Annotated in this window: 28 protein-coding genes; 25 read left to right on the top strand and 3 right to left on the bottom strand. The window is 67.3% G+C overall.

Annotated features, from left to right (window positions below):
• The first annotated feature begins 187 nt into the window (after positions 1-187).
• The 13 genes from BLR51_RS20300 (at position 188) to BLR51_RS20235 (ending at position 9,847) form a co-directional block, all read left to right on the top strand.
• Entirely contained in the window at positions 188-625 is a 438-nt protein-coding gene (locus tag BLR51_RS20300) for a P27 family phage terminase small subunit (RefSeq protein ID WP_089850433.1), read from the top strand.
• Positions 612-2,279: a terminase large subunit gene (locus BLR51_RS20295; RefSeq protein ID WP_089850543.1), complete on the top strand. Its 1,668-nt coding sequence runs from the start codon at positions 612-614 to the stop codon at positions 2,277-2,279. The genes BLR51_RS20300 and BLR51_RS20295 overlap by 14 nt, the downstream gene beginning before the upstream one ends.
• The gene (locus BLR51_RS20290; protein ID WP_089850432.1) at positions 2,276-3,535 is read left to right on the top strand and encodes a phage portal protein; all 1,260 of its coding nucleotides are present in this window, start codon (positions 2,276-2,278) and stop codon (positions 3,533-3,535) included. The genes BLR51_RS20295 and BLR51_RS20290 overlap by 4 nt, the downstream gene beginning before the upstream one ends.
• Positions 3,532-4,461, top strand: coding sequence for a S49 family peptidase (locus tag BLR51_RS20285; protein ID WP_089850430.1), 930 nt, complete (start codon positions 3,532-3,534; stop codon positions 4,459-4,461). Before BLR51_RS20290 ends, BLR51_RS20285 begins: the two co-directional genes overlap by 4 nt.
• Before the next feature lie 90 nt (positions 4,462-4,551).
• Positions 4,552-5,871, top strand: coding sequence for a phage major capsid protein (locus tag BLR51_RS20280; RefSeq protein WP_089850428.1), 1,320 nt, complete (start codon positions 4,552-4,554; stop codon positions 5,869-5,871).
• Between the two features lie 207 nt (positions 5,872-6,078).
• A complete protein-coding gene (locus BLR51_RS20275) occupies positions 6,079-6,534 on the top strand; it encodes a hypothetical protein (protein ID WP_089850426.1) in 456 nt (151 codons plus the stop codon).
• On the top strand, positions 6,531-6,980 hold the full coding sequence (locus BLR51_RS20270; protein WP_089850424.1) for a hypothetical protein: 450 nt from the start codon (positions 6,531-6,533) through the stop codon (positions 6,978-6,980). The genes BLR51_RS20275 and BLR51_RS20270 overlap by 4 nt, the downstream gene beginning before the upstream one ends.
• A gap of 3 nt (positions 6,981-6,983) precedes the next feature.
• Positions 6,984-7,556, top strand: coding sequence for a phage gp6-like head-tail connector protein (locus BLR51_RS20265; protein WP_089850422.1), 573 nt, complete (start codon positions 6,984-6,986; stop codon positions 7,554-7,556).
• A gap of 1 nt (position 7,557) precedes the next feature.
• Positions 7,558-7,890 (top strand): head-tail adaptor protein, encoded by a 333-nt coding sequence (locus BLR51_RS20260; RefSeq protein WP_089850420.1) that lies wholly within the window; start codon positions 7,558-7,560, stop codon positions 7,888-7,890.
• Positions 7,887-8,759 carry a tail completion protein gp17 gene (gene gp17, locus BLR51_RS28540; protein ID WP_311135848.1) on the top strand — a complete coding sequence of 291 codons (873 nt, stop codon included), beginning with the start codon at positions 7,887-7,889 and terminating at the stop codon, positions 8,757-8,759. Before BLR51_RS20260 ends, gp17 begins: the two co-directional genes overlap by 4 nt.
• A complete protein-coding gene (locus BLR51_RS20245; RefSeq protein WP_089850415.1) occupies positions 8,752-9,222 on the top strand; it encodes a phage tail protein in 471 nt (156 codons plus the stop codon). The genes gp17 and BLR51_RS20245 overlap by 8 nt, the downstream gene beginning before the upstream one ends.
• Entirely contained in the window at positions 9,222-9,557 is a 336-nt protein-coding gene (locus tag BLR51_RS20240; RefSeq protein ID WP_089850413.1) for a hypothetical protein, read from the top strand. The genes BLR51_RS20245 and BLR51_RS20240 overlap by 1 nt, the downstream gene beginning before the upstream one ends.
• A gap of 26 nt (positions 9,558-9,583) precedes the next feature.
• Positions 9,584-9,847 carry a hypothetical protein gene (locus tag BLR51_RS20235; RefSeq protein ID WP_089850412.1) on the top strand — a complete coding sequence of 88 codons (264 nt, stop codon included), beginning with the start codon at positions 9,584-9,586 and terminating at the stop codon, positions 9,845-9,847.
• 19 nt (positions 9,848-9,866) lie between these two features.
• On the opposite strand, the gene BLR51_RS20230 is transcribed toward BLR51_RS20235, so the two are convergent.
• The gene (locus BLR51_RS20230; RefSeq protein WP_089850410.1) at positions 9,867-10,292 is read right to left on the bottom strand and encodes a VOC family protein; all 426 of its coding nucleotides are present in this window, start codon (positions 10,290-10,292) and stop codon (positions 9,867-9,869) included.
• 242 nt (positions 10,293-10,534) lie between these two features.
• On the opposite strand from BLR51_RS20230, the gene BLR51_RS20225 reads away from it, so the two are divergent.
• Genes BLR51_RS20225 through BLR51_RS20185 form a run of 9 tightly spaced genes read left to right on the top strand, consistent with a single transcriptional unit; the run spans position 10,535 to position 22,026 of the window.
• Positions 10,535-12,607 carry a hypothetical protein gene (locus tag BLR51_RS20225; protein ID WP_131821850.1) on the top strand — a complete coding sequence of 691 codons (2,073 nt, stop codon included), beginning with the start codon at positions 10,535-10,537 and terminating at the stop codon, positions 12,605-12,607.
• Complete coding sequence (locus BLR51_RS20220) at positions 12,604-13,371, top strand: hypothetical protein (RefSeq protein WP_089850406.1); 768 nt, start codon at positions 12,604-12,606, stop codon at positions 13,369-13,371. Before BLR51_RS20225 ends, BLR51_RS20220 begins: the two co-directional genes overlap by 4 nt.
• A gap of 4 nt (positions 13,372-13,375) precedes the next feature.
• On the top strand, positions 13,376-13,966 hold the full coding sequence (locus BLR51_RS20215; RefSeq protein ID WP_089850404.1) for a hypothetical protein: 591 nt from the start codon (positions 13,376-13,378) through the stop codon (positions 13,964-13,966).
• Positions 13,963-14,361, top strand: a complete 399-nt coding sequence (locus BLR51_RS20210) for a DUF6950 family protein (RefSeq protein WP_089850402.1) — start codon at positions 13,963-13,965, stop codon at positions 14,359-14,361. Before BLR51_RS20215 ends, BLR51_RS20210 begins: the two co-directional genes overlap by 4 nt.
• Positions 14,352-16,835: a phage tail protein gene (locus BLR51_RS20205; RefSeq protein ID WP_089850400.1), complete on the top strand. Its 2,484-nt coding sequence runs from the start codon at positions 14,352-14,354 to the stop codon at positions 16,833-16,835. The genes BLR51_RS20210 and BLR51_RS20205 overlap by 10 nt, the downstream gene beginning before the upstream one ends.
• 15 nt (positions 16,836-16,850) lie before the next feature.
• Positions 16,851-20,276 (top strand): hypothetical protein, encoded by a 3,426-nt coding sequence (locus tag BLR51_RS20200; RefSeq protein ID WP_089850398.1) that lies wholly within the window; start codon positions 16,851-16,853, stop codon positions 20,274-20,276.
• Positions 20,277-20,315: 39 nt separating this feature from the next.
• Complete coding sequence (locus BLR51_RS20195) at positions 20,316-20,576, top strand: spike base protein, RCAP_Rcc01079 family (protein WP_089850396.1); 261 nt, start codon at positions 20,316-20,318, stop codon at positions 20,574-20,576.
• The gene (locus BLR51_RS20190) at positions 20,576-21,685 is read left to right on the top strand and encodes a hypothetical protein (RefSeq protein ID WP_131821849.1); all 1,110 of its coding nucleotides are present in this window, start codon (positions 20,576-20,578) and stop codon (positions 21,683-21,685) included. Before BLR51_RS20195 ends, BLR51_RS20190 begins: the two co-directional genes overlap by 1 nt.
• Entirely contained in the window at positions 21,682-22,026 is a 345-nt protein-coding gene (locus BLR51_RS20185; RefSeq protein WP_089850392.1) for a hypothetical protein, read from the top strand. Before BLR51_RS20190 ends, BLR51_RS20185 begins: the two co-directional genes overlap by 4 nt.
• Before the next feature lie 102 nt (positions 22,027-22,128).
• Here BLR51_RS20185 and BLR51_RS20180 read toward each other — a convergent pair whose 3' ends face one another.
• Positions 22,129-22,482, bottom strand: coding sequence for a hypothetical protein (locus BLR51_RS20180; RefSeq protein ID WP_089850390.1), 354 nt, complete (start codon positions 22,480-22,482; stop codon positions 22,129-22,131).
• 180 nt (positions 22,483-22,662) lie between these two features.
• Between BLR51_RS20180 and BLR51_RS27490 the strand changes: the two genes are divergently transcribed.
• The 3 genes from BLR51_RS27490 (at position 22,663) to BLR51_RS20170 (ending at position 24,509) form a co-directional block, all read left to right on the top strand.
• Entirely contained in the window at positions 22,663-22,851 is a 189-nt protein-coding gene (locus tag BLR51_RS27490; RefSeq protein ID WP_131821848.1) for a hypothetical protein, read from the top strand.
• Complete coding sequence (locus BLR51_RS20175; RefSeq protein WP_089850388.1) at positions 22,848-23,078, top strand: hypothetical protein; 231 nt, start codon at positions 22,848-22,850, stop codon at positions 23,076-23,078. The genes BLR51_RS27490 and BLR51_RS20175 overlap by 4 nt, the downstream gene beginning before the upstream one ends.
• Positions 23,079-24,065: 987 nt before the next feature.
• Entirely contained in the window at positions 24,066-24,509 is a 444-nt protein-coding gene (locus tag BLR51_RS20170; RefSeq protein WP_089850386.1) for a peptidoglycan-binding domain-containing protein, read from the top strand.
• Here the strand turns inward: BLR51_RS20170 and BLR51_RS20165 are convergent.
• On the bottom strand, positions 24,510-24,812 hold a 303-nt coding region (locus tag BLR51_RS20165; protein ID WP_207543671.1), incomplete at its 5' end, for a transposase. It lies immediately after the preceding gene.

Below are 24,812 nucleotides of genomic sequence, written 5' to 3'. Positions count from 1 at the left end.
CAACCCCGGCCCGGGCCAGTCCCCTACCGGGCGGCGGATCGCCCCCACCGGCGGCGGGACGCAAGCGCCCACCGGGGGTGGGTCAAAAATCGAGGCCGGGGGTTGCTGACCGACGCCCCTACCTTTCTTTCCGCAAGCGCGGAATTGGCAAAAAAAGCCCATCGGGCAATGGCTTGGGAGGGATGACATGCGCGGACGCAAGCCTGTCGTGGAAAATGTCGTGCCGATGCGGGGCGATATGCCGAAGCCCGTGCCCACACCTCCGGACCTGATGTCGGACCCGGCCCGGGCGGTCTGGGACCGGCTCGCGCCCGAGATGGTCAAGGTCGACCGCCTCAAGCCGCATTACGAGGACATCTTCGCCGCCTATTGCGAGGCGGTGGCCGATGTCATCGAACTTTCCAGCAATATCGCGCTGGAGGGCCGCACCTATAGCGTGATGACCCGCAACGGGCTGCAGCAGAAAAAGACCGCAAACTGGCAGGCGCGGCAGGATGCGCTGGCCAATCTGCGCCAGCTTGGCGCGCTCTTTGGCATGACGCCGGTGGATGAGGCGCGGCTCAGCTCCGGAGGGCAGGGCGATCTTTTTGACGATCTCCTGCGGCAGCTGCGTGGATCCGATTGACCATCCCGTCAGCCGCTACGCGCTCGACGTGATCGAGGGCGGCAGGGCGGCGGGGCCGCTGGTGCGGCTCGCCTGCGAGCGGCACCTCATGGATCTGGAAACCGGCGCGGATCGCGGGCTGGTCTTTGATACCCGGGCCGCCGATATGGTGATCCGCTTTGCCAAGCTGCTGCGCCACACCACCGGGCCGATGGCCGGGGCAGAGCTGGCGCTGCAGCCCTGGCAGGTGTTCCGGCATGGATCGATCTTCGGCTGGAAACATGCCGAGACCGGGCTGCGGCGCTTCCGCTCGAGCTATCATCAGGTGGCCAAGAAGAACGGCAAGACCACCGACACCGCCGTGCCCATGCTGTTTACGCAGCTTTTTGATGGTGAGGGCGCGCCGCAGGGCTATTGCGCCGCCACCACCCGCGATCAGGCCGGGCTGTTGTTCAACGAGATCAAGCGGATGATCCGGGGCTCTGCCGCGCTGTCGGCGCTGCTGCAGGTGTTCAAGACGCAAATCCAGTCGCCGCGCACCAATGGATTCATCGCCTCGCTCAGCCGCGACGGCAACAGCGCCGATGGCATCAACCCGCATTTTGCCGCCCGCGATGAGGTGCATCGCTGGACGGATCGCGAGCTCGCGGATGTGGTCACCAATTCCATGCTGGCGCGGTCACAGCCGATTGACTGGGCGATCACCACGGCGGGGGCCGACCGCGCCAGCCTCTGCGGCGAGATCCGGGGTTATGCCGAGCGGGTGCTGCGCGGCGATGTGAAGGATGACGCCTTCTTTGGCTTCGTGGCGGAGCCGCCGGAGGAGGCCGACCCCTCCGATCCCGCCACCTGGGCCATGGCCAATCCCAATCTGGGCGTCGCCTTCACCGAGGCCGACTTCCGCCGCATCCATGATGAGGCGCAGGCGATCCGGGGCAAGATGCCGAACTTCCGCCGCCTGCATCTCAACCTCTGGACCGAAGGCGCGCAGTCGTGGATCGGGCGCGATGTCTGGGATCAGGGGCTGGCCTGCGCGCCCTTCGATCCGCGCGCGCTGTATGGCCGCAAGGCCTGGGTGGGGCTGGATTTGAGCCGCACCACCGACCTCACCTCCATCGTCGTGGCGGTGCCGGTGGAGGGCGTCATTTACCTGATCGCCTATGGCTTCATCGCCGAAGGGCCCAAGGGCTTTGTCGCCCGGGCGCAGTCGGAGATGCGCGATTACGTGGCCTGGCGCGATGACGGCTGGCTCGAGGTGCATCGCGGCGGGGTGATTGATGAGGATCAGGTGATCGAGCGCATGAAGTGGCTGCGCGAGTGCTTCGATCTGCAGGAGGTGGCCTATGACCGCTGGGGCATGAAGCATGTGGCGGCGGAATTGGACAAGCTGCGGTTTCCGCTGCTGGAGTTCGGGCAGGGCTATGCCAGCATGTCGCCCGCCACCAAACGGTTTGAGCGCGCGGTGATCCAGACCCGGCTGCGCCATGGCGGCAATCCCCTGCTGGCCTGGGCGGTGGGCAATGTGGTGCTGGATCAGGACGCGGCAGAGAACGTGAAGCCCAACAAGAAGAAGGCCACGGGCCGGATCGATCCGGCGGTGGCCGCGATCATGGCGGTGGGCCGCGCCGAGGTCGGCGAAGAGAAACGCAAGGCGCGCGAGGTGCTGATCCTATGAGGCTGTTCGGGTTGGAGATAGGCCGCGCGCAGGCGCCCGCGCCCCGGGTGGAACCGCCAGTGACGGCCTGCGCCTCCGCCTCGGGCGAGGCCGGGCTGCTGGCGGTCGGTTGGGGATCGCTTGGGCCTTCGGCGGTGCGCGGTCTGCCGCGTGTCACGCCGGAGACGGCGGTGCATCACGGCACGGTCTTTGCCTGCTGCAACAATATCGCGGGCGATCTCGCCAAGGTGCCGCTGAAGCTCTGGCAGCGCGGCAGCGACGGGCAGGATACCCGGGTCCGCGACCACCCCGCCGCCTATCTGCTCAACGGCGAAGCCGCGCCCGGTGTGCCCGCGCGGCTGGTGCGCTTTGCCGCCGTCTATGGCTATGCGCTGCGCGGCAATGGCCATATCTACGGCCCCCGCGATGGCGGCGGCGAGCTCACCCGCCTCGACATCGTGCGGCAGTCCAGCGTCACCCTGCTGCGCGACGGGCTGGAGCGGTTCTATCAGTTCGAGGATGGCGCAGGCGTGCAGCGCCGGGTGCCCGCCCGGTCCATGGTGCATCTGCGCTACATGGCCGAAGACGGTTGGACCGGGCGCAGCCCGCTGCAGGTCGCCGCCGAAAGCGTGGGGATCGCGCTGGCCGGGCAGCGCGCGGCGGCGCGCAATGCCGCAGGCGGCACCACCAAAGGCGTCATCAAGCTGGGCGAGAACTATGAAGATGACGACCAGCGCGCCCGCAATGCCCGCCGCATCAAGGCCGCGATGCAGGATCCCGGAAGTGATGGCTGGATCGCGGTGAACCCCGACGAAGACGTCAAGGCGCTGGACATCTCCGCCGCCGATCAGGAGCTGCTGTCCAGCCGCAAGTTCGACCGTGAGATGATCGCAGGCATCTACCGCATGCCCCCCAGCAAGCTGCAGATGCTGGAATATGGGGTGAAGGCCAATGGCGAACAGCAGGCCATCGATTACCTGACCGACTGCCTGCTGCATTGGTCGGCGCTGGTGGAGGCGCAGCTCGACGTGGCGCTGCTGACCCGGGCCGAACGCGAGGCGGGTCTGTTCCTGCGCCATGACTTCGGCGCGCTGCTGCAGCCCACGGTCAAGGAACAGTATGACGCGCTGTCGCGCGCCGTGGGTGGGCCGTTCCTGCGCCCCAACGAGGCCCGCGCCAAGCTCGGCGCCGCCCCGGTGCCGGAAGGGGCGCGGCTCAACCCCGCGCCGAACATGACCCGCACCGATCCCGCCGAGTCCGAAGGAGATCCGGAATGACCCACACCCCCATCGCCAGCCTCTTCGCCGGGGTGCCGCTGGCCCTGTCACGGTCACATGGCGCGGCGCTGCTGCAGATGCCGCTGCCGCAGGGCGGGGGTGATCCCGCCCCGCATGTGCTGTCGGTGGGCGCCATGTCGCTCAGCCTCGAGCCCGGCGAGCGCTACGCGATCCATCGCAATATTGCTGTCGTGCCGCTCTGCGGGCTGCTGACCCCAAACGCCTATCTGCTGGAGCGTTGGCTGGGCTGGACCACCTATCACGGGCTCGAGGCCACCATGGCGGAGCTGGCCGCCAATGAGGATGTGGCGGCCATTGCGCTGCTTTGCGATTCCCCCGGCGGTTATGTGCTGGGCATAGAAGCGGCAGCGCAGGCGGTGGCGGCGGCCCGCGCGGTCAAGCCGGTGCATGCGCTGGTGCATCCGCTGGCGGCCTCGGCGGCCTATTACATCGCGTCGCAGGCCAGCGACATCACCCTGACCCCGGGCAGCGTCGTGGGCTCCATCGGATGTATGCAGATGACATCGGCGCCGGTGCAGCCGGGCATGTCGGGGGATCAGGCTTACATCTTCACGTCTTCGCAGGCCCGGGCGAAACGCCCCGATCCCGCCACCGAAGAGGGGCGGCGGGAATCCCTGCGCGTGCTCGACGCGATGGAGGCCGACTTCCACGCCGCTGTCGCCGCAGGGCGCGGCATCGACCCCGCCGATCTGGCGGCGCGGCTCTCGGTCAGCGACGATCCCGCCGATGGCGGCGCGATCTTCTGGGGGCAGGAGGCGGTGACGCGCGGTCTGGCGGATCACCTCGAGGATGCCTCCGCCTTCTGGTCCCGCCTCGGCGCCGCCTACGCGCCGCGACCATCCCGCGCCGCCCGCCGCTCCACCCGCGCGCAGGCCTTGGCGGCACAGGCGCTGGCCGCGCTCTAACACCACCACCCCCGGCGCCATTCGCGCTGCCCCCCCCCGCCATGCCCGGCGGGGTCTTTCCGCTTGCCCCCACATATAAGGAGAAGCCCCATGGCTGACATCAATGACCTGCGCCGCGCCCGCAAAGCGGCGGCGGAGGATATGCAGGCCCGCGCCGATGCGCTCACCACGCTCGAGGATCAGGACGGCGCCGAAGACACCGCCCTTGCCGCCGCTCAAACCGCCTTCGACACCGCCCGGGCCGCCTTCGACAAGGCCGACCGGCAGGTGAAACGCGCCGAAGCGGTGGAGGCCTCGCGCGCCGCCGCTGCCCTGCCCGAACCCGGCGCGGGCCCCGATGCGCCGCAGGCCAGCCCCCCGGCGCAGCCGCGCGAAAAGGGCCTCAAGTTTGGCGCCATGCTGCGCACTCTGGCCGCCGCTGGCGGCAACCTGCACACCGCCCGGATCATCGCCGAGGAGAGCGGGCAGAGCGGGCTTTTTGCCGCGCAAAATATGTCCTCGGGGGAGGCGGGCGGCTTTCTGGTGCCCGAGGATGTCAGCTCCGAAGTGATCGAACTTCTGCGCCCCGCCAGCGTGGTCACCGCCATGGGGCCGCGCATCGTGCCCATGCCCAATGGCAACATGACCCAGAACCGCCGCGCGGCGGGGGCGAGCTTTGGCTATGGCGATGAGGGCAGCGATGCGCCCGTCACCGGCTACAGCTATGGCCAGATGAAGCTTTCGGCCAAGAAGATGCATGGCATCGTGCCGATCTCCAATGATCTGATGCGCGCCGCCTCCACCTCGGTCGACCGCATGGTGCGCGATGATGCCATTGCGGATGCCGCGCAGATTCAGGACCGCTACTTCCTGCGCGGCGCGGGCACGGAATTTGCCCCCAAGGGCCTGCGCTATCAGCTGGTGGGCACGCCTGCTGCCGCCAGCAACATCCTCGCCATGACGGCAGGCGGCGATCTGCAGACCATCACCTCCGATCTGGGCCGGATGGAGCTGGCGCTGGCCAATGCCAATGTCTCCTACACCGGCGCGCATTGGATCATGTCGCCGCGCAGCGCGATGTTCCTGACCAATCTGCGCGACGGCAACGGCAATCTGGCCTTTCCGGAGATGCAGGCGGGGCAGCTGCGCCGCAAGCCCGTGCATGTCACCACCGAGATCCCGTCCAATCTGGGCGGGGCCGGCGATGCCTCCGAGATCCTGCTGGTGCATCCGCAGCATGTGGTGGTGGGCGAGCATATGGGCATCACCATCGCCATGTCCGATCAGGCCGCCTATCGCGACAGCAGCGGCCAGCTGCAATCCGCCTTCAGCCGCGATGAGACGCTGATGCGCATGATCCTGCAGCACGATCTGGGCCTGCGCCACCTGCCCGCCGTCGCGGTGCTGACCGACGTCACCTGGGCCGACTGAGGCCCGCTGCGGCGGCTTGGGCCGCGCTGATCGCAGGGCGCCCGCCCGCCATACCGCTCACCGCCAGTGCCGGTGCCGGGCGGGTTTGCCGGGCAGGGCATGCCATGCCCTCCGCCGCCGTGTTCCCCAGCGTCACCTCGGCGGCTTGGGCCCACCTATGCCGGGCCGGGCGCCCGCCGTTTCCCTTCATCCATAAGGACAAGTTCCATGATCCAGACCAGAGACATTGGCGCGCTGATCCTGCCGCTGCGCGCCGCAGGCAATGCCGCCGCCACCGCCGGAGGCGCCGGGGACGGCACCGCCGTGCCCGGCGCAATCCTCGACCGTGCCGCGCATGGCATGCCGCAATCCGGCGTGCTGGCCGTGCCCTTCACCGCCACGCTGGCGGCGGGCGAGACGCTGTCCGTCACCTATACTCTAGAGGAGGGCGAGGCGGAGGATTTGTCCGACGCCACGGTGATGGCCACAGACACGGTCACCGCCGCCACGGGTCCGGCGGGTGGCGGCACCGTGACCGGCTGCCTGCGGATCAACGTCAAACTCCGCGCGGGCGGGCGGTATCTGCGCTGCGGCTATACGCCGGAGCTCAGCGCCGGGGGCAGCGACACGGCGGAGCTTTCTGCCCTGCTGATCTGCGGCGGCATGGATCGGGTGCCGCAATGAAGGCGGTGCTCTTCACCCGCGCGCATCTCATGTATCAGCGCGGCGAGATCGCGGGCTTTGCCGAGGATCACGCCCAAAAACTGATCGCCGCCGGGATCGCCCGCGATCCGGAGGCGCCGCTGGTGGCGGGGAATGTGCTGCCGAAAGGGACGGGGGCGGCGGCTTCTGCGCTGCCCGCCTCGGACCCGGGCCGCGCTCCGGACGCCTCGGGAACGCAGGCCGGGGCAGGGGCTGCGGAGACCGCTGCCGATCCCGCGTCCAACATGGACACCACTATCAGCGCCAAAGTCGATCCCGCGTCGGGCACCGGCACCACCACACCCGCCACCAGCGCAAAGGCCGATCCCGCGTCCGATCCCGGCACGAAGGCCGACCCGGACACCGGTGCCAAGACCGACACCAAACCCGCCCCCGGCGCGCCGCCCGCGCAGGGCAAGCGCCGGTAAGCTATGCGGTATATCGGCCCCGATCCGCTGCCGCTGGTGGTCCCCGTGGCGGCGTTTTCCGCTGCGGTGCATGGCATTGTGACCCCGGCGGAGGAGGTCGCGCTGGCCGATCTGCTGGCCGCAGCCCAGGATGTTGTCGCGACGGCCACCAACACGCCGCTGGTCCCCGGCACATATGAGCTGACCTGCCCGCTGGAGGGCTGGCGGCGCTGGTGGCTGCCCTGCCGTCCCGTCACAGCGCTCACCGCTTTGGCGGTCAGTGACGAAAGCGGCGCCTTTGTCGACCGCGACCTGACCGGCGTCACGCTCCTGCAGGGCCAGGACGAACCGCAGCTGCTGCTGCCCGAAGGCTGGGCCAATCGCCGCGACCATGGCCGCATCCTGCGCGCGCAGGTGCAGGCGGGGGCCACCCCGCCGCCCGCGCTGCGCCGCGCCATCATTGCGCTGGCGCAGGACTGGCGCGAGGCGGATATCAGCCTCAGCCCCGGCGAGGCCCCGGCACGCAGCGCCTTTGGCGTCCAGCGCCTGATCCGCCAGGCCCGCTATCGCCGCCCCCAGATCACGGCGCAGGCCTGACATGGCGGGCGCAAAACTCTCCCACCGGGTGCAGTTCCGCCGCGCCACGCTCACCGATGACGGGCTGGCGCAGGTGGAGGTCTGGGCCGATCACGGCGCGCCGATCTGGGCCGCCCGCGAAGATCTCGGCGGGCAGGAGATCTGGGCGGCGGGGCAGGTCGGCGCCCGGGCCACCACGCGCTTTCTGGTGGAAGCCGTGCCCTTCACCCGCGATCTCAGCCCGCGCGACCGGCTGGTCTGCGACGGGCAGAGCTTTGACATCACCCTGATCCGCGCCGTGATCCTGCGCCGCCGCCTGCTGGAAATCACCGCCGTTGCGAGGACCGACACATGAGCACATCCCTGAAGCTGGAGGGCTTTGCCGAGCTCGAGCGTGAGCTGGCGCAGCTGGCCCGGCCCGCCCCCCGCAAGGCCTCCGCCCGCCGGGCGCTGCGCGCAGCGGCACAGCCCCTGGCGGAGATCGCCCGCGATCTGGCGCCGCGCGATCCCTCGGGCGGTGATCTGGCCGCCTCCATCGCTGTCTCCACCAAACTCTCGAAACGGCAGGCGCGCAGGCATCGCCGGATGTTTGCCAATGACCGCGCGGCGGTGGAGATGTTTGTGGGCCCGGGCCCGGACCCCGCCGCCTGGAACCAGGAATTTGGCAATATCCATCATGGCGCGCAGCCCTTCCTGCGCCCGGCCTGGGAGCAGGACCAGCGGGCGCTGCTGAACCGGCTGAAGGCGGAGCTTTGGACCGATATCGAAAAAAGCCCTGACCCGCGCCCGGCGGCGTGCGGCGCGCCACAGCACAACCCGGCGCTGAACATGGAAGAGGCCTTCCGCGCCCTGCTGCAGGGCAGCGCCGCCGTGACCGCCCATCTGCCCGCCCGCGCCATCAACTGGGGCGCGCATCCGCAGGGGATGGGCCTGCCTGCGCTGGTCATCACCCTGATCAGCGAGGCCGAAGGGCTGACGATGATGGGCCCGGACGGGCTGTCAGAGGCGCGGCTGCAGGTCGATTGTTACGCGCTGACCGCGCGCGGCGCCAAAGATCTCTCCCGCGCGGTGCGGCAGGTCTTGCACGGATACCGGGGCGGCGGCTTCCGGCTCATCACCCATGTCGCCAGCCGCGACAGCCGCAGCGGTGGCACCAATGAGGCGGAGCGACCGTTCCGCAGCAGCCTGGATTTTATCACAGCATGGAGGGCAGAGCATGCCTGAGAGCACCAGTCAGGCGGATATCGCCTATCAATACGAGATGTGGATCGGGCGCACCGCCGATGACGCCACCACCTGGCAGCAGATCCTCGGGATCGAAACCCTGCCGTTTCCGGATCAGGCCCCCGAAGACATCGATGTCACCCATTTCCAGTCGCCCGGGCGCACCCGCGAGACCCGGCCCGGCCTGCTGGCGGTGGTCGATACCGCGCTGGAAAAACAGATGTGGCCCGCCCATGCCGGGGATCTGCTGCTGATCGAGCTCGAGGGCCTGACCCGGGCGGGCGAAAAAGAGGATGTGCTGATCGAGTTCAACACCGGCGGCGCCACCCCCGCCGTGCGCCGCACCTATCGCGGCTATATCAGCACCTATGTCCCCAGCGACACGGTGGGCGAAAAGGCCATGGTGGCGGTGGGGATGAAGATCTTCGACCGTCAGGCCTCCAACCCGCGCGAGGGGACGTGATGGCGAAGTTTCTGGGCAGCACCACCCGCGAGATCGACGGCGAGACCTGGCGGCTGGTGCTCGACTTCAACGCCATCTGTCACTTCGAGGAGGCGGTGGGCGGCAACTTCTTTGAGCGGGCGGAGGACTGGCAGACCGGCAGCGGTGTGCCGCGCGCCCGCGAGCTGCGCGCGCTGATCCATGCCGCGCTGCAGGCGCATCATCCGCAGGCGACGCTGCAGGAGGCGGGGCGCATCCTGTCGCAGGGCATGGAGATTTTTGAGGCGCTGATGGCCTCGGCGATGACCGGGGCGGAGGCGGGACCGGAAAAAAAGCCGCAGGCGGCGGCCCCGTAAGCCCCGCCACCCTGCTGGAGCGCTGGGTGGCGGCGGGCCTGCCCCCGGCGGAGTTCTGGATCCAGACGCCGGGGCTTTACGCCCTGCATCTGCGCGGGGTGGCGGCGGCAGAGGAGCGCCGCGCCATGGAGATCCGCTCCGCCGCCTATCTGACCGCGCTGCTGATCCGCCAGCAGACCCTGCCGCCCGCGCAGGACTGGATCACCGGCAAACGCGACCGCGCGGCAGAGATCCAGCGCTGGACCGCCGCCTGGGACCGCATCGACGCCGCCTTCGCGCGCAGGCCGTGAGCGGCATCTTTATGGCAGTTTACTCCTCCGGCGGCAGCAGCTCCGGGTTCCAGACGATCTCCCACAGATGCCCGTCGGGATCGCGGAAATAGCCCGCATAGCCGCCATAGAACGTATCCTGCGCGGGTTTGACGATCTCGGCGCCTGCCCGGGCTGCAGTCTGCAGAACCTGATCCACCTCTTCGCGTCGCGCCACATTGTGCCCGATGGTGACGGCGGTAGGGCTGACCGGTTGCAGGGCAAGGCCGGTGTCATGGGCGATGTCGACCTGTGCCCAAAGGGCCAGCTTCAGGCCGCCCGACAGATCAAAAAATGCCACCGCGCCATGCTCGAATTCCTGCCCGATGATGCCTTTTGTCGGCAGGCCAAGCCCGTCACGATAGAAGGTCAGCGCGCGCTCAAGATCGGCAACGCCAAGCGTCAGAACGGATATTCTGGGGTTCATGTCATGCCCTTTCTATCAGCGCCCGCACCGCGCGGACGCCCTGATAGTCTTGGGCCGCTGGCTTGCAGCGGAAGGACCCGACAGCGCGGGGGCCGGGCCAACCTTCCCGAACCTAACCTGTTTCAGACCAGCAGAAGGTAGGCGGCGAACCCGGGGCGGTCAATGGCGGCAGCGGTCGGCATCGCGTCACCTCAGGCCGTGACCGTCTCACCTTCCAATCTTAACCTCATCTTGGGGGTCACATGGCACAATCGGTGATCGGCGCGCTGCGGGTCAATCTTGGGCTCGACAGCGCGCAGTTTGAGCGGGGGGCGCAGCGGACGCGCTCTGCGGTGGCCGACATGCGGTCGCGGTTTGTGGCGCTGACCGGGGCGGTGGCGGCCATCGGCGCGGGGCTGGCGGCGCTGTCGCGCAATACGGTGACGGCGGGGGCGGAGATCTCGCGCCTGTCGCAGGTCTCCAATACCGCCCCCGATCTCTTCCAGCGATGGGCGGCGGCGGCGCAAACGGTGGGGGTGGAACAGGACAAGCTGGCCGACATCCTGAAGGATGTGAATGACCGCGTGGGCGACTTCCTGCAGACCGGCGGCGGGCCCATGGCGGATTTTTTCGACAAGATCGCCCCCAAGGTCGGGGTGACTGCCGAGGAGTTCCGGCATCTGTCCGGGCCGCAGGCGCTGCAGCTTTATGTCGACAGCCTGCAGAAAGCGGGGGTGAGCCAGGGCGAGATGACCTTTTATCTCGAGGCCATGGCCTCCGATCTGACCCTGCTGCTGCCGCTGCTGCAGCAGGGCGGGGCAGAGATGACCCGGCTGGGTGACCGCGCCGATGCGGTGGGGGCTGTGATGAGCGGCGAGACGGTGGAGGCGCTGCGCCGCACCGGTCTGGCGCTCAGCGAGATGGGGCAGGCGGTCTCTGCCGCCGCCAATATCCTTGGCGCCGCGTTTGCGCCGATGATGGAGCGTGCCGCCACGGCGATGGTCGCAGCGATGATGGAGGGCGGCGCGCTGCGCGTCGTGGTGGAGGGGCTGGCGGGCAATCTCGACTTTCTGGTGACCACCACCGGCGTGGCGGTGGCGGCGCTTGGCGCGCGCTATGTCGGGGCGGTGATCGCGGCGCGCTTTGCCACCTTTAGCCTGACCGGGGCGCTGGCCGGGCTGCGCGCGGCGATGCTGTCGCTGGGCTTTCCGGCGCTGATCATTGGCGCGGGGGCGCTGGTCACCTGGCTCTCCCGGCTGATCGAGCGGACGGGCGGCTGGGGCACTGCCCTGACCCTGCTGGGCGAGGTGGCGGCGGGGGTCTGGGACGGGATCGGCAGCGCTGCCGCCGCGATCCCGCCCACGCTGGCGGCGGTCTGGCAGCAGGTGCGGGCGGGGTTTTACACGCTGATGGCGGATCTCGCGCGAGGCTGGGCCAAGTTTGTCACCGGGCTGCATCAGGAGGCGCTGTCCTTCGGGCTCGACGGGCTGGCCAAATCGCTGGGGGACTCTGCCAACAAGGTCTGGGAGAGCGTTGGCGATTTTGAAAAATCCTCCGAAGCGGCCACCAATGCGGCGGCGGGGCTGCGCGAGGAGGCCGCCGGGCTGGCCTCGGCGGGTCTGGGCAAGGCGCGCGAGGCGCTGGCGCGGCTGGGGGCGGCGGCCAAGGTCTCTGCCGGGGATATGGGCGGGGCCGCCGGGGCTGCTGCCGATCTGCGCGGGGCGATGGCGGGGATCTCGGGGCAGGGCGAGGGCGGCGAAGGCGGGCGCAGCGGCGCCGCCGGGCGCACCGCGCAGGCGCTGCGCGATGTGTCGCAGGCCGCGCGCTCTGCCGCCAGCTCGGGCATGGACCGGCTGGGCGGGGCGCTGGACAGCCTGTCGGACGGCATGGCGGGGGCGATCATCCAGGGCCGCAGCCTGCGCGACGCCCTGGCGCAGGTCTTCCAGCAGATCGGGCAGGATTTTCTGTCCTCGGGCATCCGCGATCTGCTGGGCTCGGTCTTCAAGGGCGCGGGCGGCGGGCTGATCGCCAGCGTCTTTGGCGGGTTCCGCGCCGAAGGCGGGCCGGTCAGCCCGGGCCGGGCCTATATGGTGGGCGAGCGCGGGCCGGAGATGATCGTGCCGCAGGGCGCGGGGACCGTGATCCCCAATCACCAGCTCAGCGCCTCGGGCATCTCGGGCGCCTCCATCGTCCAGAACTTCAGCATCGATGCGCGCGGCGCGCAGGAGGGGGTGGCGGATCAGATCGAACGCAGGCTGCAGGCGATGCGTCCGCAGCTCGCGCAGGATGCGGTGGGGGCGGTGCGCGCCTCCAGCAAGAAGTATCCGATCCGGTGAGCCGCCGTGTCATCGCCTGGCCGCCGGTCTCGGCCATCGGCTCGGAATGGTCCTGGGAGACGCCGCGGTCGGACAGCCGCTCGGTCTTTACCGGGGCGGATCGCGGCACGCGGGTCTGGCGCGAGCGGCGGCTCGCATCCCTGACCGCGCGGGGGCTGGATGTGGACGGCATGGGCGCGGGCTATATGGAGATGCTGAAGCGGCATCTCGGCGGCGTGCATGCCGTGCGGCTTTACAGCTACCCGGTGAACTGGATCCCGGAGGCTTGGCGCGATGCACCCGACCGCCAGAGCGCGCGGCTGTTCTGGACCGCCGATGGCTCCAGCCTGGACTGGAGCGCGGGCGCGGCGCCTCTGTTCTGGTATGATGGCCGCCTGCTGACCGGCACCACCGGCACGGATGCTGCGGGCTGGCCGAGTGTCACCGTGTCGGGCCTGCGGCCTTCGCGGCTGGTGGCACGCCCCGGCGAGTTCCTGACCGCCTTCGCCGATCATGAGGACAGGGCGGGCCATACCGTCCAGATCACCGCCCCCGCGCGCAGCGATGGCGACGGCGTGGCGGTGATCCGGCTCTTCTCTCCCTTGCCCGATTTGACCGAGGCCCGCGTCAATATCGGCGTCGCGGATACCGGGGCGTTTCTGCCGGTGGGGGACTATCCGCGCGCGGTGCAGAGCCTGTCGGGGGACTGGTCCTATAGCTGGTCTTTCCGCGAGGTTTTTGCCGAAGAGGTCGGCGGATTCATTGAGGTGAACCCGTGGAGCTGACCCTATGGCCATGACACGCGGTCTGCATCCCGACACGCTGGCAGCACTAGTCTCGGGGCAGTTCCACCCGGTGCTGCTGGTGCATGTCGATTGGCCCGGTGATCCGGTCTTTGCCAGCTCGGCGCTGGTGCCGATCAGCTGGGCCGGGCAGAGCTGGCAGCCTGCCGGAGAGTTTGGCCTGCTGGAGATCGCCAGCGAAGGGCTGGGGGCGGCGGTTCCGGCGGAGGCCTCGGTGGGCATCGTGGGCACGCTGGAGCTGCTGGCGGGGCTCTTGGACCGGGCGGATGCCCGCAATATCGACATTGATGTCTATCTGGCGCTGGTCACCACGCCGCAGGGCGGGGTGCTGGTCGGCGATCCGTTCCCGGTGATGACCGGCTATTGCGACGGCAATGATCTGGGACTGCGCGCGCTCGAGGGCGGGGTGGAACCGTTCTTTTCCTTGGCGGTGAAGACCGGCCCCGGCGTGCGCACCGTGCTCTCGGCGCAGCATAGTGACGAAGACCAGCGCCAGCGCTTCCCCGAAGATACCGGCTTTCGCCACACCAAGCTGATTGAGCTCGCGCTCAGCCGCCCGCCGGTCTGGACCACATGAGCCCGGCGGAGGTGCTGCGCGTGGCCGATGTGATCTTCAGCGCGCCGCCGCCGCGCGGCTGGCTGGATTGTGCGCTTGCGGTGGATCAGGTGCTGCGCGCGCTGACGGGCCGCTCCGCCTTGGGTGATCTGGCGGGCGCCTATGCCACGCCCGCGCAGGCGCGGCGGCTGATCCGGCGCGGTGGCGGTGCGGTGCTGTTCCGCGCCGGGGTGATGCGGGCGGGCATGGTGCCTTGCGGGCCCGTGCCCGGCGCCGTGGGCTTCACCCCGGAAGGCCGCTGGGGCTTTGCCGTGGCGATCTGTGCCGGGCCGGGGGTCTGGCTGGTGCCGGTGCATCGCGGCTTTGCCGTGCGGCCCGACATGGACAGCTGCTGGAGGTTTGCCGAATGGGCCTGACCGTTGTGTATGCGCTGCTGCAAAGCGGCGCCACGCTGGGGGCGGCGCTGACCGCGACCTATGGCGTGGCGGGGGCGCTGGCCATTCGCCTCGCCGCCTCGGTGCTGATCAGCGCGGGCGTGGCCAAGCTCAGCCAGCCCGCCGCCCCCAAGGCACCGCAGCTGCGCCGCGAGCTGCGCCTGCCCGATTCCGCCCCGGTGAAGCGCTTTGTCTATGGCCACACCTCGGCGGCAGGCACGCCGGTGTTCTGGCACACCGCAGGCAAGAACCTTTACGTCTGTTACCTGTTCTCCAGCCGCCCCTCGGAAGGGCCGTTCGAGCTGGTGACGGACGGGCGGCACCGCAGCTTTCGCGGTGATCCCTATGATTTTGCCGGGCCCGGGGCGATCTGGGAAGAGAACAGCGCCGGGCAGAAGTTTTATATCGGCCTTGGCGATCAGACCGCGCCGCCCGATGACATTCTGGCGGCGGTGCCGGAGCTGGCCGCCAGCGACGGCTTCCGGGGCTGCACCGTGGTCTGGACCTCCTGCTATTCCGGCAAGATCAAGAAATTCCAGGAGAACTGGCCCAACACCCCGCCGCACTATGATCTCTGGGGGCGCTGGTCGCGGGTCTGGGACCCGCGCGATCCTACGCAGGATCCAGACGATCCCGCCACCTGGACCTATTCCGACAATCATGCCCTGTGCGTGCTCGACGCGCTGCGGCAGAACCCGGTGCGGCCCTACCAGCTGCGCAATCTCGACCTGGATCTGTGGAGTGCTGCCGCCGAGGCTTCCGATGAGGGGGTGGAGCTGGCCATTGGCGCCACGGAAAAACGCTACCGGCTGGCGGGCACGCTGGCCTTTTCCGGGCGCGAGGTGCTGGATCTGCTCGACCCGATGCTGCTGGCCGCTGCTGCCGAATGGTGCCAGATCGGCGGCAGGCTGGGGCTGGTGCCTGCGGTCTGGCAGACCCCCGACTACCAGATCTCCGATATGCTGGAGGAGCTGAGCTGTCAGACCCTGACCCCGGGCGATGATCTGCCGACGCGGGTGGAGGTGAGCTATACCAGTGCCGCGCGGGAATATCAGCAGGCGCAGCTTGCGCCCTGGGACATTCCCGGCGCGCAGGCGGCGGATGGCGGCGAGCGCAAGCTGCTGAAGCTGGATCTGGACTGGGCCGCCTCGCCGCAGCAGGCGATGCGGGTGCGCAAGATCATGGGGCTGCGGGCGCGCTGTCAGAAGGTGATCTCCGGCACCGCCCCGCCCGATGCGCTGGATCTGATGGCGGGGGCCAATGCCTCCGTGACTTTCCCGGCGCCGCTGACGGGCCGCAACGGCACATATAAAGTGGAATCGATCCACCCGGCTTTTGATATGGTGGGGCAGAGCGGCCTGGCGCTGCGCTGCCCGATCACCCTGCGCGAACATTATGCCGGGATTTATGCCTGGGATGCCGCGACCGAGGAGGAGGCGCTGGACGATCCGGCTTATGAGGTGCCGGAGCCGGACTATCCCGGGCCCAGGGATCTGACCTATGCCACGGGGCCGGAGTTCGATCTGGTCACCGGCTGGAGCCGGATCGAGCGCATCTTTCTCAGCTTCGATCCCGGCGAGGCCTCCGAACATTATCTGGAATATAGGGTGGAGCCGGACGGGCCGTGGATGGCGGCGGGGGTCATCACCGAGGACATGCGCGAGGCGGGTGGCCGGGCCTATGCCTTCATCGCGCCTGCCAATCCGCTGGCACGCTACACGGTGCGGCTGACCGCGCGCTACATGTTCGGCGAGTCCGAGCCGCTGCTGCTGACGGGGGTCACCATCGGCGCGGGCCTGCCCGCCGTCAGCGGCAGCGCGGGTCTGGGTGCCGCCAGCTTCACCGGCACAGCACCTGGCCTGTCCTCGCTGGCCGGGCTGCGGGTCTATCGGGCCGATCCTGGTGCTGGATTTGCGGCGGCGGTGCCGGTCTCCGAGGTCATCGCGGTGACCCCGGGCGGGGCCTTCGAGATCGTGGCGGGCTCTGATGGGGCGGTTGATCTGATTGAGAATGGGGAGTTTGAGGACGGCAGCGCCTGGACCTTCGGCGAGGGCTGGCAGCAGGAGCCGGGCGCTGTGCGGCATCTGCCGGGCAGCGCTGACAGTCTGACACAACCTGTCACGCTGTCAGAAGGCAGCAGCTTCCGGCTGGCGCTCACGATCACGGGCCGCAGCGCCGGGCAGGTGACGCCGCAGCTCAGCGGCGGCGAGATCCAGAGCGGCGCCCCAATCACCAGCAATGGCCGCAGCCTGCAGACCCTGACGGCAACCTCGGGCAATGACACGCTGTCCCTCACAGCGTCGCCCGATTTCGACGGCGTCCTCACCCGCGTGACACTCTTCGTCCAGACCGTCAGCGCCCTGCCGCAGGGCGAGGGCGCCTTCTTCGTGGTGCCGGTGCTGCAGAGCGGTGACGCCGCCCCGCCCTCCAATCCCATCCCGCTCACCATCCCCTGAACCCTGCGAGGCGTCATGACCTTCACCCTGCCGGTCCATGGGGCCGATCCCAAAACCACGACCGTGGCCGATCTCGAGGAGGCGCTGAATGCCACCCTGCGGGGCAAAACCCGGGCGCTGGAGGCGGTTGATGCGGCCCTTGCCACCCGGATCAGCGCGGCAGAACTGACCCGCGCCGCCGGGGATGCCGCCCTGGGGGACCGGCTCGAGACTGAGGCGGGTGCGCGCGCCGATGCCGATGCAGCCTTGGCCTTGGCGCTGGCCTCGGGCGGGGCGGTGTATCTCTCGACAGACGCGGGGCTTGCCGCCACGGCGGAGGGGGAGGCCTTTCTCGCCTATCTCGAGGAGGCGGTGGCGATCTATGTCAATCAGGGCGGCAGCGCCGTGCTGCGCGGCAGCTTTGCGCCCACCCAGGCGCTGGATGCGGTGGGCTGGAAACCCCGCGCCAGCGAGCCGCCCCATGAGCGCTTCAAGGTGCGGATTGCCGGGCGCTGGTATTCCCCCGATCCGCTGGTGATCACCTGCAATGCGCAATCCAATGGCGCGCAGGTGGCGGCGGCGGCGGGCGGCGATCTGACCCCCAGCCCCGAGGTGCTGGTCTGGGATCATCTCGCGGGCAAGATCGTCACGCTGGATCCCGGGGCCTCGCCTTTTGCCAGCGCGCAGCCCGGGCGCAATTACTTCCCGCTGCATATGGGCAAATATATCGCCACCCGCCTGCGCCGCCCGGTGGTGGTGATCCCTTATGCGGTCTCCGGATCGCCAATTGGTGCCTGGATGGAGGCGGGCGAACACTGGCCGGTCTTTGCCGCGCGGGTGGAGGCGGCTTTTGCCGCAGGCGGCCTGCTGGCCGGGCTCAGCAGCGTGGATGTGCATATCGTCGATGTGGTGGAAAGTGCGCATGACGCGCTGATCTCGGCGCTGTCGGACCGGATTTATCCCGACTATCTCGCGCAGATCAGGGCCTGGTCGCGGGCCTCCGCCGCCACCCGGATCATTGCCGTGGAAGCGCTGCCGCAGGCCGATGGCGGGGCAGCGTGGAAAGCCAATGAGGGCTGGCGGCGCACGATTGCGAGCGGCAGATATAGCGGTGTCTCTCTGGTCTCCGCTGCCGGTCTGCGCCCCGGGCCCGATGGCAGCAATGTGCATTTTGACGGGCCCTCGCTGGTGGAATTGGGCCACCGCATCGGGCGGGTGATCACCGGGGAGAGCATCGGCGTCACCTCGGCGGAGCGCTGGATTGCCGCCGATGCCACCGGCGGCATGATCTGGAAAGAGGAGCTCTATCTGCGCGCCTGCGTCCTGAGCTTTGGACCCACCGGGGACAGCCCCAATACCGTGAGCGTTGGCACCATTCGCGCGGGCCTGCCGGTGCTTTTTGAACAGGACGGGGTTTTTACCGAAACCCCGACAGCGGGCGAGCCGGTACTGGCGCGGCATGTGATCGACAGCGCCGCGCCGTCTTTTGTCACGCTCTGGTATCCCGCGAAATCGGTGGGCGATGACATCGCCTCGGGCGAGCGTCCGGGGATCGAGATCACCATGCCCGCCGGGCAGGGCGCGCTGAAGGCGCTGCGGCTCTCGCCTGCGTTTCCGCTGCGCTATCTCTTTGTCCAGGGCCATACAGATCTGGACTGGTCCTGTGACTGGCAGCAGCTGCCCGCCAGCCTGACCGCGCTGCGGGTGATCAATTGCCCGGCGGTGCGCTTTGACGGGCTTCATGCGGCGGAAATGCCCGCAAGCCTTGCCATCCTCGGGCTTAATGGCTGCCGTGTCCCGGGCCACCTGCGCGCCGCCATCGATGCCGAGAATGCCGCGCGCGGCGGCAGGATCGCGGTGAGCTATGGCAGCGACTATCTGCCGGAGTCGGTGCGCGAGGCTTATCCTGAGGATTACGGCGTGCCGCTGGAGGGGCAAAGCGACGGCGAGGCCGCCTTTATCCGCTATGCCGCGCGGGGCGGGGCGCTGCGGGCAAAGCCGGGATCGGTGGTCCGGGCCGCGACGCGCACGGCCAATGTGGTGTTTCCGGCGGGCACAATTGCCCGGCTCGAGGGGCTGCGCTTCCAGCAGGATTATACGCTGGACAATGAAGGCGCGGTGTTCCGGGTGCAGGAGGGCGTCACCGTGGCGGACCTGTCCTGGCATATTGGCAGTCTGGGCGGGCTTCCCTGCTGGTTCCAGCGCGGGGTGATTGCCGAAGCGGGGGCGCGGCTCAGCAATTGGACCATCACCGCCGATGCGCCTTTCCCGGCCGGGGCGGTGACCGATATCCGCGATGGGGTGATCAGCCTGCGCGGGCCGCAGATCACGGTGGAGAATTGCGAGTTCCACGGCCATCAGAAGGCCATCACCGGCTATCGCGGCAGCGGCTATCGCGATTGCGTGATCCGCAACTGCCGGGTGCATGACATGCTGTCCTTTGTCAGCCTGGACAATGAGGGGTTTGAGCGCGGGCTGATCGAGGGCGTCTATGTCTATTCCACCCATCCGCTGGCCGCTCCGGAGCCCGGGCACAATGTGGTCACCGGCGGCGCGCCTTATGCGGTGGTGCGCCATGTCTATCAGATGTTCGACGGCATGGGCTCGGGCGAGCATTTTATCTATTCGGCGGTGGTGGATGGCACCCGGGGCATGAGCTTTGCGCATATCCACGCGCGCGGCTCCGGCCAATGCTTCATGAAATGGCGCGGCCATGACGGGCTGCGCGGCACAGATCTGCATGGCGGGCCCACCTCCATCGGCAATGCGCCGGGCACCAATGAGGACGGGTTCCGGCTGGAGAATTGCCGCAACTGGGCGCTGTCGGACATCTCGATGCGGCTCAACCCGCGCTTCTCGGAACCTGCGGGGTACGATTCCCTGCATCTCAAGAACAGCTGGAACGGGGTGATCCGGACCGCCTATCTGGAAAAGCCGCGCCGCTGCTATATCGCGCTTTGCACCCCGCCGGGGGACCCCGATTACACCAGCCCGCCCAATGAGGCCGTGACCGATATCCTGATCGCCGATCTGGTGGCGGTGGGGGCGGAGGACAATCGCCCGCTGATCCTGGCGGTGGCGGAGAACAGTGAGACGGTGGTGAATGTGGGCAATCTCACAATCACCGGGCTGGACTGGGATGGCCAAATCTCCCGGCTGGTGGAGGCGGATGTGGGCATGACGATCCACCGCGTCCCGGGCACCACAATCCTGATCGACGGCACGGTGCGCGGGCGCCGCATCACCTATGAATGGGTGGCTGGATCCAGCCCGGTGATCACCTATCACAGCCCCGCTGATCTGGTGGAGCCGGTCGCGGCGCTCAAAGAGCTCTCCGTTCCCGCCGGGCAGAAAGCCTTCGCCACAGATGCCACCGCCAGCAGCTTCGGCAGCGTCGCCGAAGGCGGCGGGTCCAACTTCGTGCCGATCTTTTTTGACGGCGTGAACTGGCGGGTCGGCTGAGCCGCCGATCAGACAAAAAACCAACCCAAGGAGACAGCCATGTCCGACCCTTTCCAGGTGCAGATCACGCGCCTCGACAGCCCGGCGGCGCATCATTTTGCGATCACCCCCAGCGACACCGAAGATCTGCCGATCCGACCCCGTGCCATCCGCGTCGGCGAAGGCGGCACGCTCGTGCTGCGCGACCCGCTGCAGACCGAGATCAGCTATACCGTGATGGCGGGCGAGGTGCTGGTGTTCCGGGCCCTGCGCGTGATGGCCACCGGCACGACCGCGACCAATATTGTCGGGTGGTATTGATGCTGGCTTTTGGCCTGTCACTCGCGCCGGGGCGCGGGAGAGCTGCGCGCGGTATCACCCCCGCCAGCGTGCCCGGGCTTGTGGCGTGGTATGACGCCTTCGATCAGACCACGCTGTTTCAAAGCAGTTTTGGCGGAGATGCGGTCAGCAGCAACGGCGCGCCGATTGGCATGGCCCTGCCCGGAAACCGCAGAGAGCCCGAGCTGTCCGGAGCCTTGACCTTCCCGGACCTGGTTTGGACCGACAATGGCGACGGCTCCTATACCAGAGACAATGACAGCGGCTTTTCGGCGTTCTACCTGAATACCGGTCATTCGGCATCGTATTTTATCGGCAAGCTCATCCGGGTGTCTTTCGATTACACGCTGGAGGCAGACTCCCCCAGCCGGATTCTGGTCTATCGTCGCGGGCAGTCGGACCAGGGCAATGAGAGCTTTGCTGTGGGGGCGTTTGGCACATCGGGCCGCTATGACGGCTATATCCGTGTCGTGGGCCCGTCTGACCGTCCGGTGTGGATCGACAGCAATGGCGGCAAATATACGATCCGCAACTTCCGCCTGCGCGAGGTGGTCGGACAGGTTCTGATGCAGACCACGGCTGCCGCACGGCCCACTTACGGCGCCAGTGGCAGCCATCGCTGGATCGCCGGGGATGGGGTGGATGACGTCCTGCAGCTTGCCGAGCCGGTTCAATACCAAACTCTGATCATGGTGCTCTCGCATGCCGTTGTGCAGGCAGCTGTGGTGGCATTGGTCGGGGCGGTCGCGGGGGGTGGTACCCATTACGTTCATATCGCCGATGCCACGACCTTGTCTCTGGATGGCGGGACCATGAAAACGGGCCGCTGGAAGCAGAACGATGGCCCTTGGACAAGCAAGGAAAGAAACCCCGTTGCGCCGGGCCGTGATCTTTTGTCCCGCACCCCCTACGTGCTCTCTGCAGAGCTGGAAGAGCCACAAGAGTTCCGAAACCTTCTGCATTTTGAGAACGGCTCAACCGTGCGCTACGGCAACGTGCGCATTTATGGCGCGGCGTTTTACGACCGCATCCTTACCGATGCAGAGCACACGCTGGTGTATCGCTACATGGCCGGAAAGGCAGGGCTATGACCTATTCCTATCAGATCGCCCTGATTGTCCCCGCCGCGCAACGCGAAGCCGCAAAGCGCATTGCGGAGGCCATGGGCTGGGGGCCGGACAATTATCGCGTCCCGCTCTCCGATGGCGCCTATTACGGGCTCTCTGCCGTGGCGCAGCCGTCCTTTGTTGACGCGCTTGCCGCCGCAGGCTCCGGCACCGCTCCAGAGGGTGTTGACCCTGCCGATCTGGAGGCGGTGCTGCCCGTGCTGCTGTCCAGCATCGAACCTGTAGGCACGCGCGCTCAGGCGGATCAGTTCGACGCGCTCTGCGCGCAGCACGGGCTGACCCGGTCTTTCGAGCCGGGGGCGTGACTGCCATGGCAGCCGCGCTCCTCACCGCGTTGTCGCGGAATTATCTGGATGCCTATGCCGGGTTGGTGCCGGTGCGCATCAGGTCGGGTGCGACTACGTCCCTCAGCGCGATGCGATGAAGGCGCCGATAGCGCGTATCAGCGGAACGATGACGGTCACAAGGATAATGCCAAAGCCTTTCGCGATCACGTCAAAGCCATGACCGCGCCCCTCCAAAGGTTGAACTAACTCCAGTCCGATGGCGAAGAAACATGCCAGTGGTACTAGCCAAATCATCCAGTGCGGGCGGAACAGCGCGGTGGGTAGCATCAGTATCGCGAAAAGGAGCACATGCTCCGTCATGTCGACCATCTGAATGCGCAACGGAAAGGCGCCATGCTCGATCAGCTGGACGAGTAAAATTCCGAGGGCAAAGCCGATTGTAACAATAGCTGTTAAAAAACTTCCGATGGTCACGCGCAGGCCCCTTGCATGGTCGGGTGGCTTGGACTGGCACGGTGCACAACTTGAAGTCGAGCGTCGCATGGCGGCTGCGGAGTCGCAAGCGCGTCGTAGAGGCAAGTCTGGTTCTCCAGTGGCTAAGTTTTGCCGTATTTACCATGTTCCGCCGACCCCTTCCCGCGAGGTGCCAATCACATGAGTCCCATCCTTGCCACTTTCGCGCGCCACTATCTTGATGCCTATGCGGGGTTGATGCCGGTTTTTCTGGTTACTCTGCTGGCGGTATACGCCTCGACCAGCGGTAGTGTGGTCTTCCTGGCCAGTTGGTCATTGACCCGGCTGGCAGGGCGGACGCTGCGGCTGCTGTCGAAGGGGGGCACATGAGCAAGGCAGAAAAGCGAATCCGCTGGGCGCAGGTGCTGAGTCTGTTGGCGATTATCGCGCTGTTCGTCGCCGACATCGGTATGGATGTGCTGGCAAAGGAAGTTCCCGGCTGGGTCTATCCCATGCTGGGCCTGCTGGCCCTCGGCGTGGAGGCTCCGGCGCTCTCACGCTTCATAATGGCGCTGTTGCGCTCAGGGGCTGGCAACGGGGGACAAGGGCAGAAATGACGGCGGTGTGAGCGCGACGCTGTGGACGCCACTGTTGCTGTGCGCGGTTAAGGGGCCTCTGGGGCCGCGCTCACGTTTAAATGCTACACCCTATGGCATGTAGATGCCTAACGGGGAGAGCGCGAAAGTAAAAAATAATAGTAAACTGATTGAGAGCTGCTCTAAAGCGTGCAGGGCACGCATGCAATCGAGGGCTGAACCCACGGAAGCCAAGATAGGCTTTCGATCTGCCTCTGGCAGTGGGTATCTGCACCATCTATTCGGCGGGTGCGAGCATAGCCTCTGGTTGGGGAATCGCAGGTTGAAGGGAAGGCCACGCTCGCGCGCTTACCCTAGCGTCAATTTTGGGTGTGTTAAGCTAAAAGAAGCATAAATAGCTTTTCTTCGCCTCTATTATTTCTTATTTGGAAACAATTGGTATTCTCTTCAATTTAGCCGAAACCCAATCCCATCATTGTACGCGGGTGTTTCGCAGGCGCAGATCACACATAACATGATTGCGCGGATTGGCATTGTAGCTGGGGTGGTAGGTGATCTCGTGGCCTATGAAAGAAGCCCGAGCGCCGTCGCTGCTTAGACGCGCAGCGGTGACGAAACTAAGAAGGTCGGCCGCGTGAGCGCAGCAGTTACCGTGTGCGGCTATACTCGAAAACTTCAGGCTGCGCTCACAAGGAAGGCATCATGCATCTGCAGGGTAAAGACGAGTCCCATATGTGCAATTACGGAAATGCAAAGTGCGAACGCGGCTTTGTGTGGGGGCACGCAGGTTGAACTGCAGCCACGTTCGCAGCACCACTATAGTGTCTTATGACATAGTGATAATATCCAATTTTGGAAACAATGCTGTGCATTTTTCGAGACTGTGTGAGCTGCCCTCTAAGCCGACCGTCTGACGAACGGGCAGACGCGCATCCCTTGCTGATCCGTTGGCAGTCTCGCGCTGCGCTATCCCGCTTCGTGCGGGGTATTCTGTTTGAGGAGACGATGATGAAAAAACAGGCGATCCGCCTGCTGCAAGCGGCTACCTCGGCGCTAGGCTTTGCTCCAGGGCCCGCAGACGGGTTCTGGGGGCCAAAAACCCGCGCCGGGCTTCAGGCACTTCGCGCCGCACGTCAGGGCCGCTGGGGCGATTCGGTGCTGCAGATCGGACGCGCGCTGATCGATCTGCGCTATCTTGCCGAAGGGCCGCTGAGCCGGGTCTGGACGCCGGAGCTGGACCGGGCGCTTGGCGCCCTGATCGCCGCCGATGGCATGCCGCGCTCCGGGGCTGCCATAGAAGACGCGCCGCAGCCCGCCGGGCCGGTGCTGCGCCCGGGCCACGGAAACCGGCTGTTCCAAGGCAGGGCGGGGCACCTGGTGCAGCTCTTCGTGATCCACACCACCGCCACACCCACCGGCTGGGAGATATGCGCAGAAGTTGGTGACGTCTGATCAGGCGGCAGCTTGAAGTTGGCGGAGGCCGTCGCGGAACTCAACCCCCTGGATGATCTCGGGCAGGCGGTTCCGGCCATCGAGTTTGCGCCATTTCTTCTGCGCCGACATCATCAACTTGAACGCCATGGCCAGCCCGGTCTTGCGGCTCAGGCATCCCTTAGTGCGTTTCGTGCGATGCCGGACGGTGGCGAAGGTGCTTTCGATCGGATTTGACGTCCGGATGTGCTTCCAGTGTTCCGCCGGGTAGTCGTAGAAGGTCAGCAGCGCGTCCCGGTCCTTGACCAGCTTGGCGACCGCTTT

Source organism: Salipiger marinus (genome assembly GCF_900100085.1).
In the GTDB taxonomy this organism is placed as follows: domain Bacteria; phylum Pseudomonadota; class Alphaproteobacteria; order Rhodobacterales; family Rhodobacteraceae; genus Salipiger; species Salipiger marinus.
Note: the sequence above shows the minus strand (reverse complement) of the source record. Positions and strands in the feature narration are given on the sequence as shown.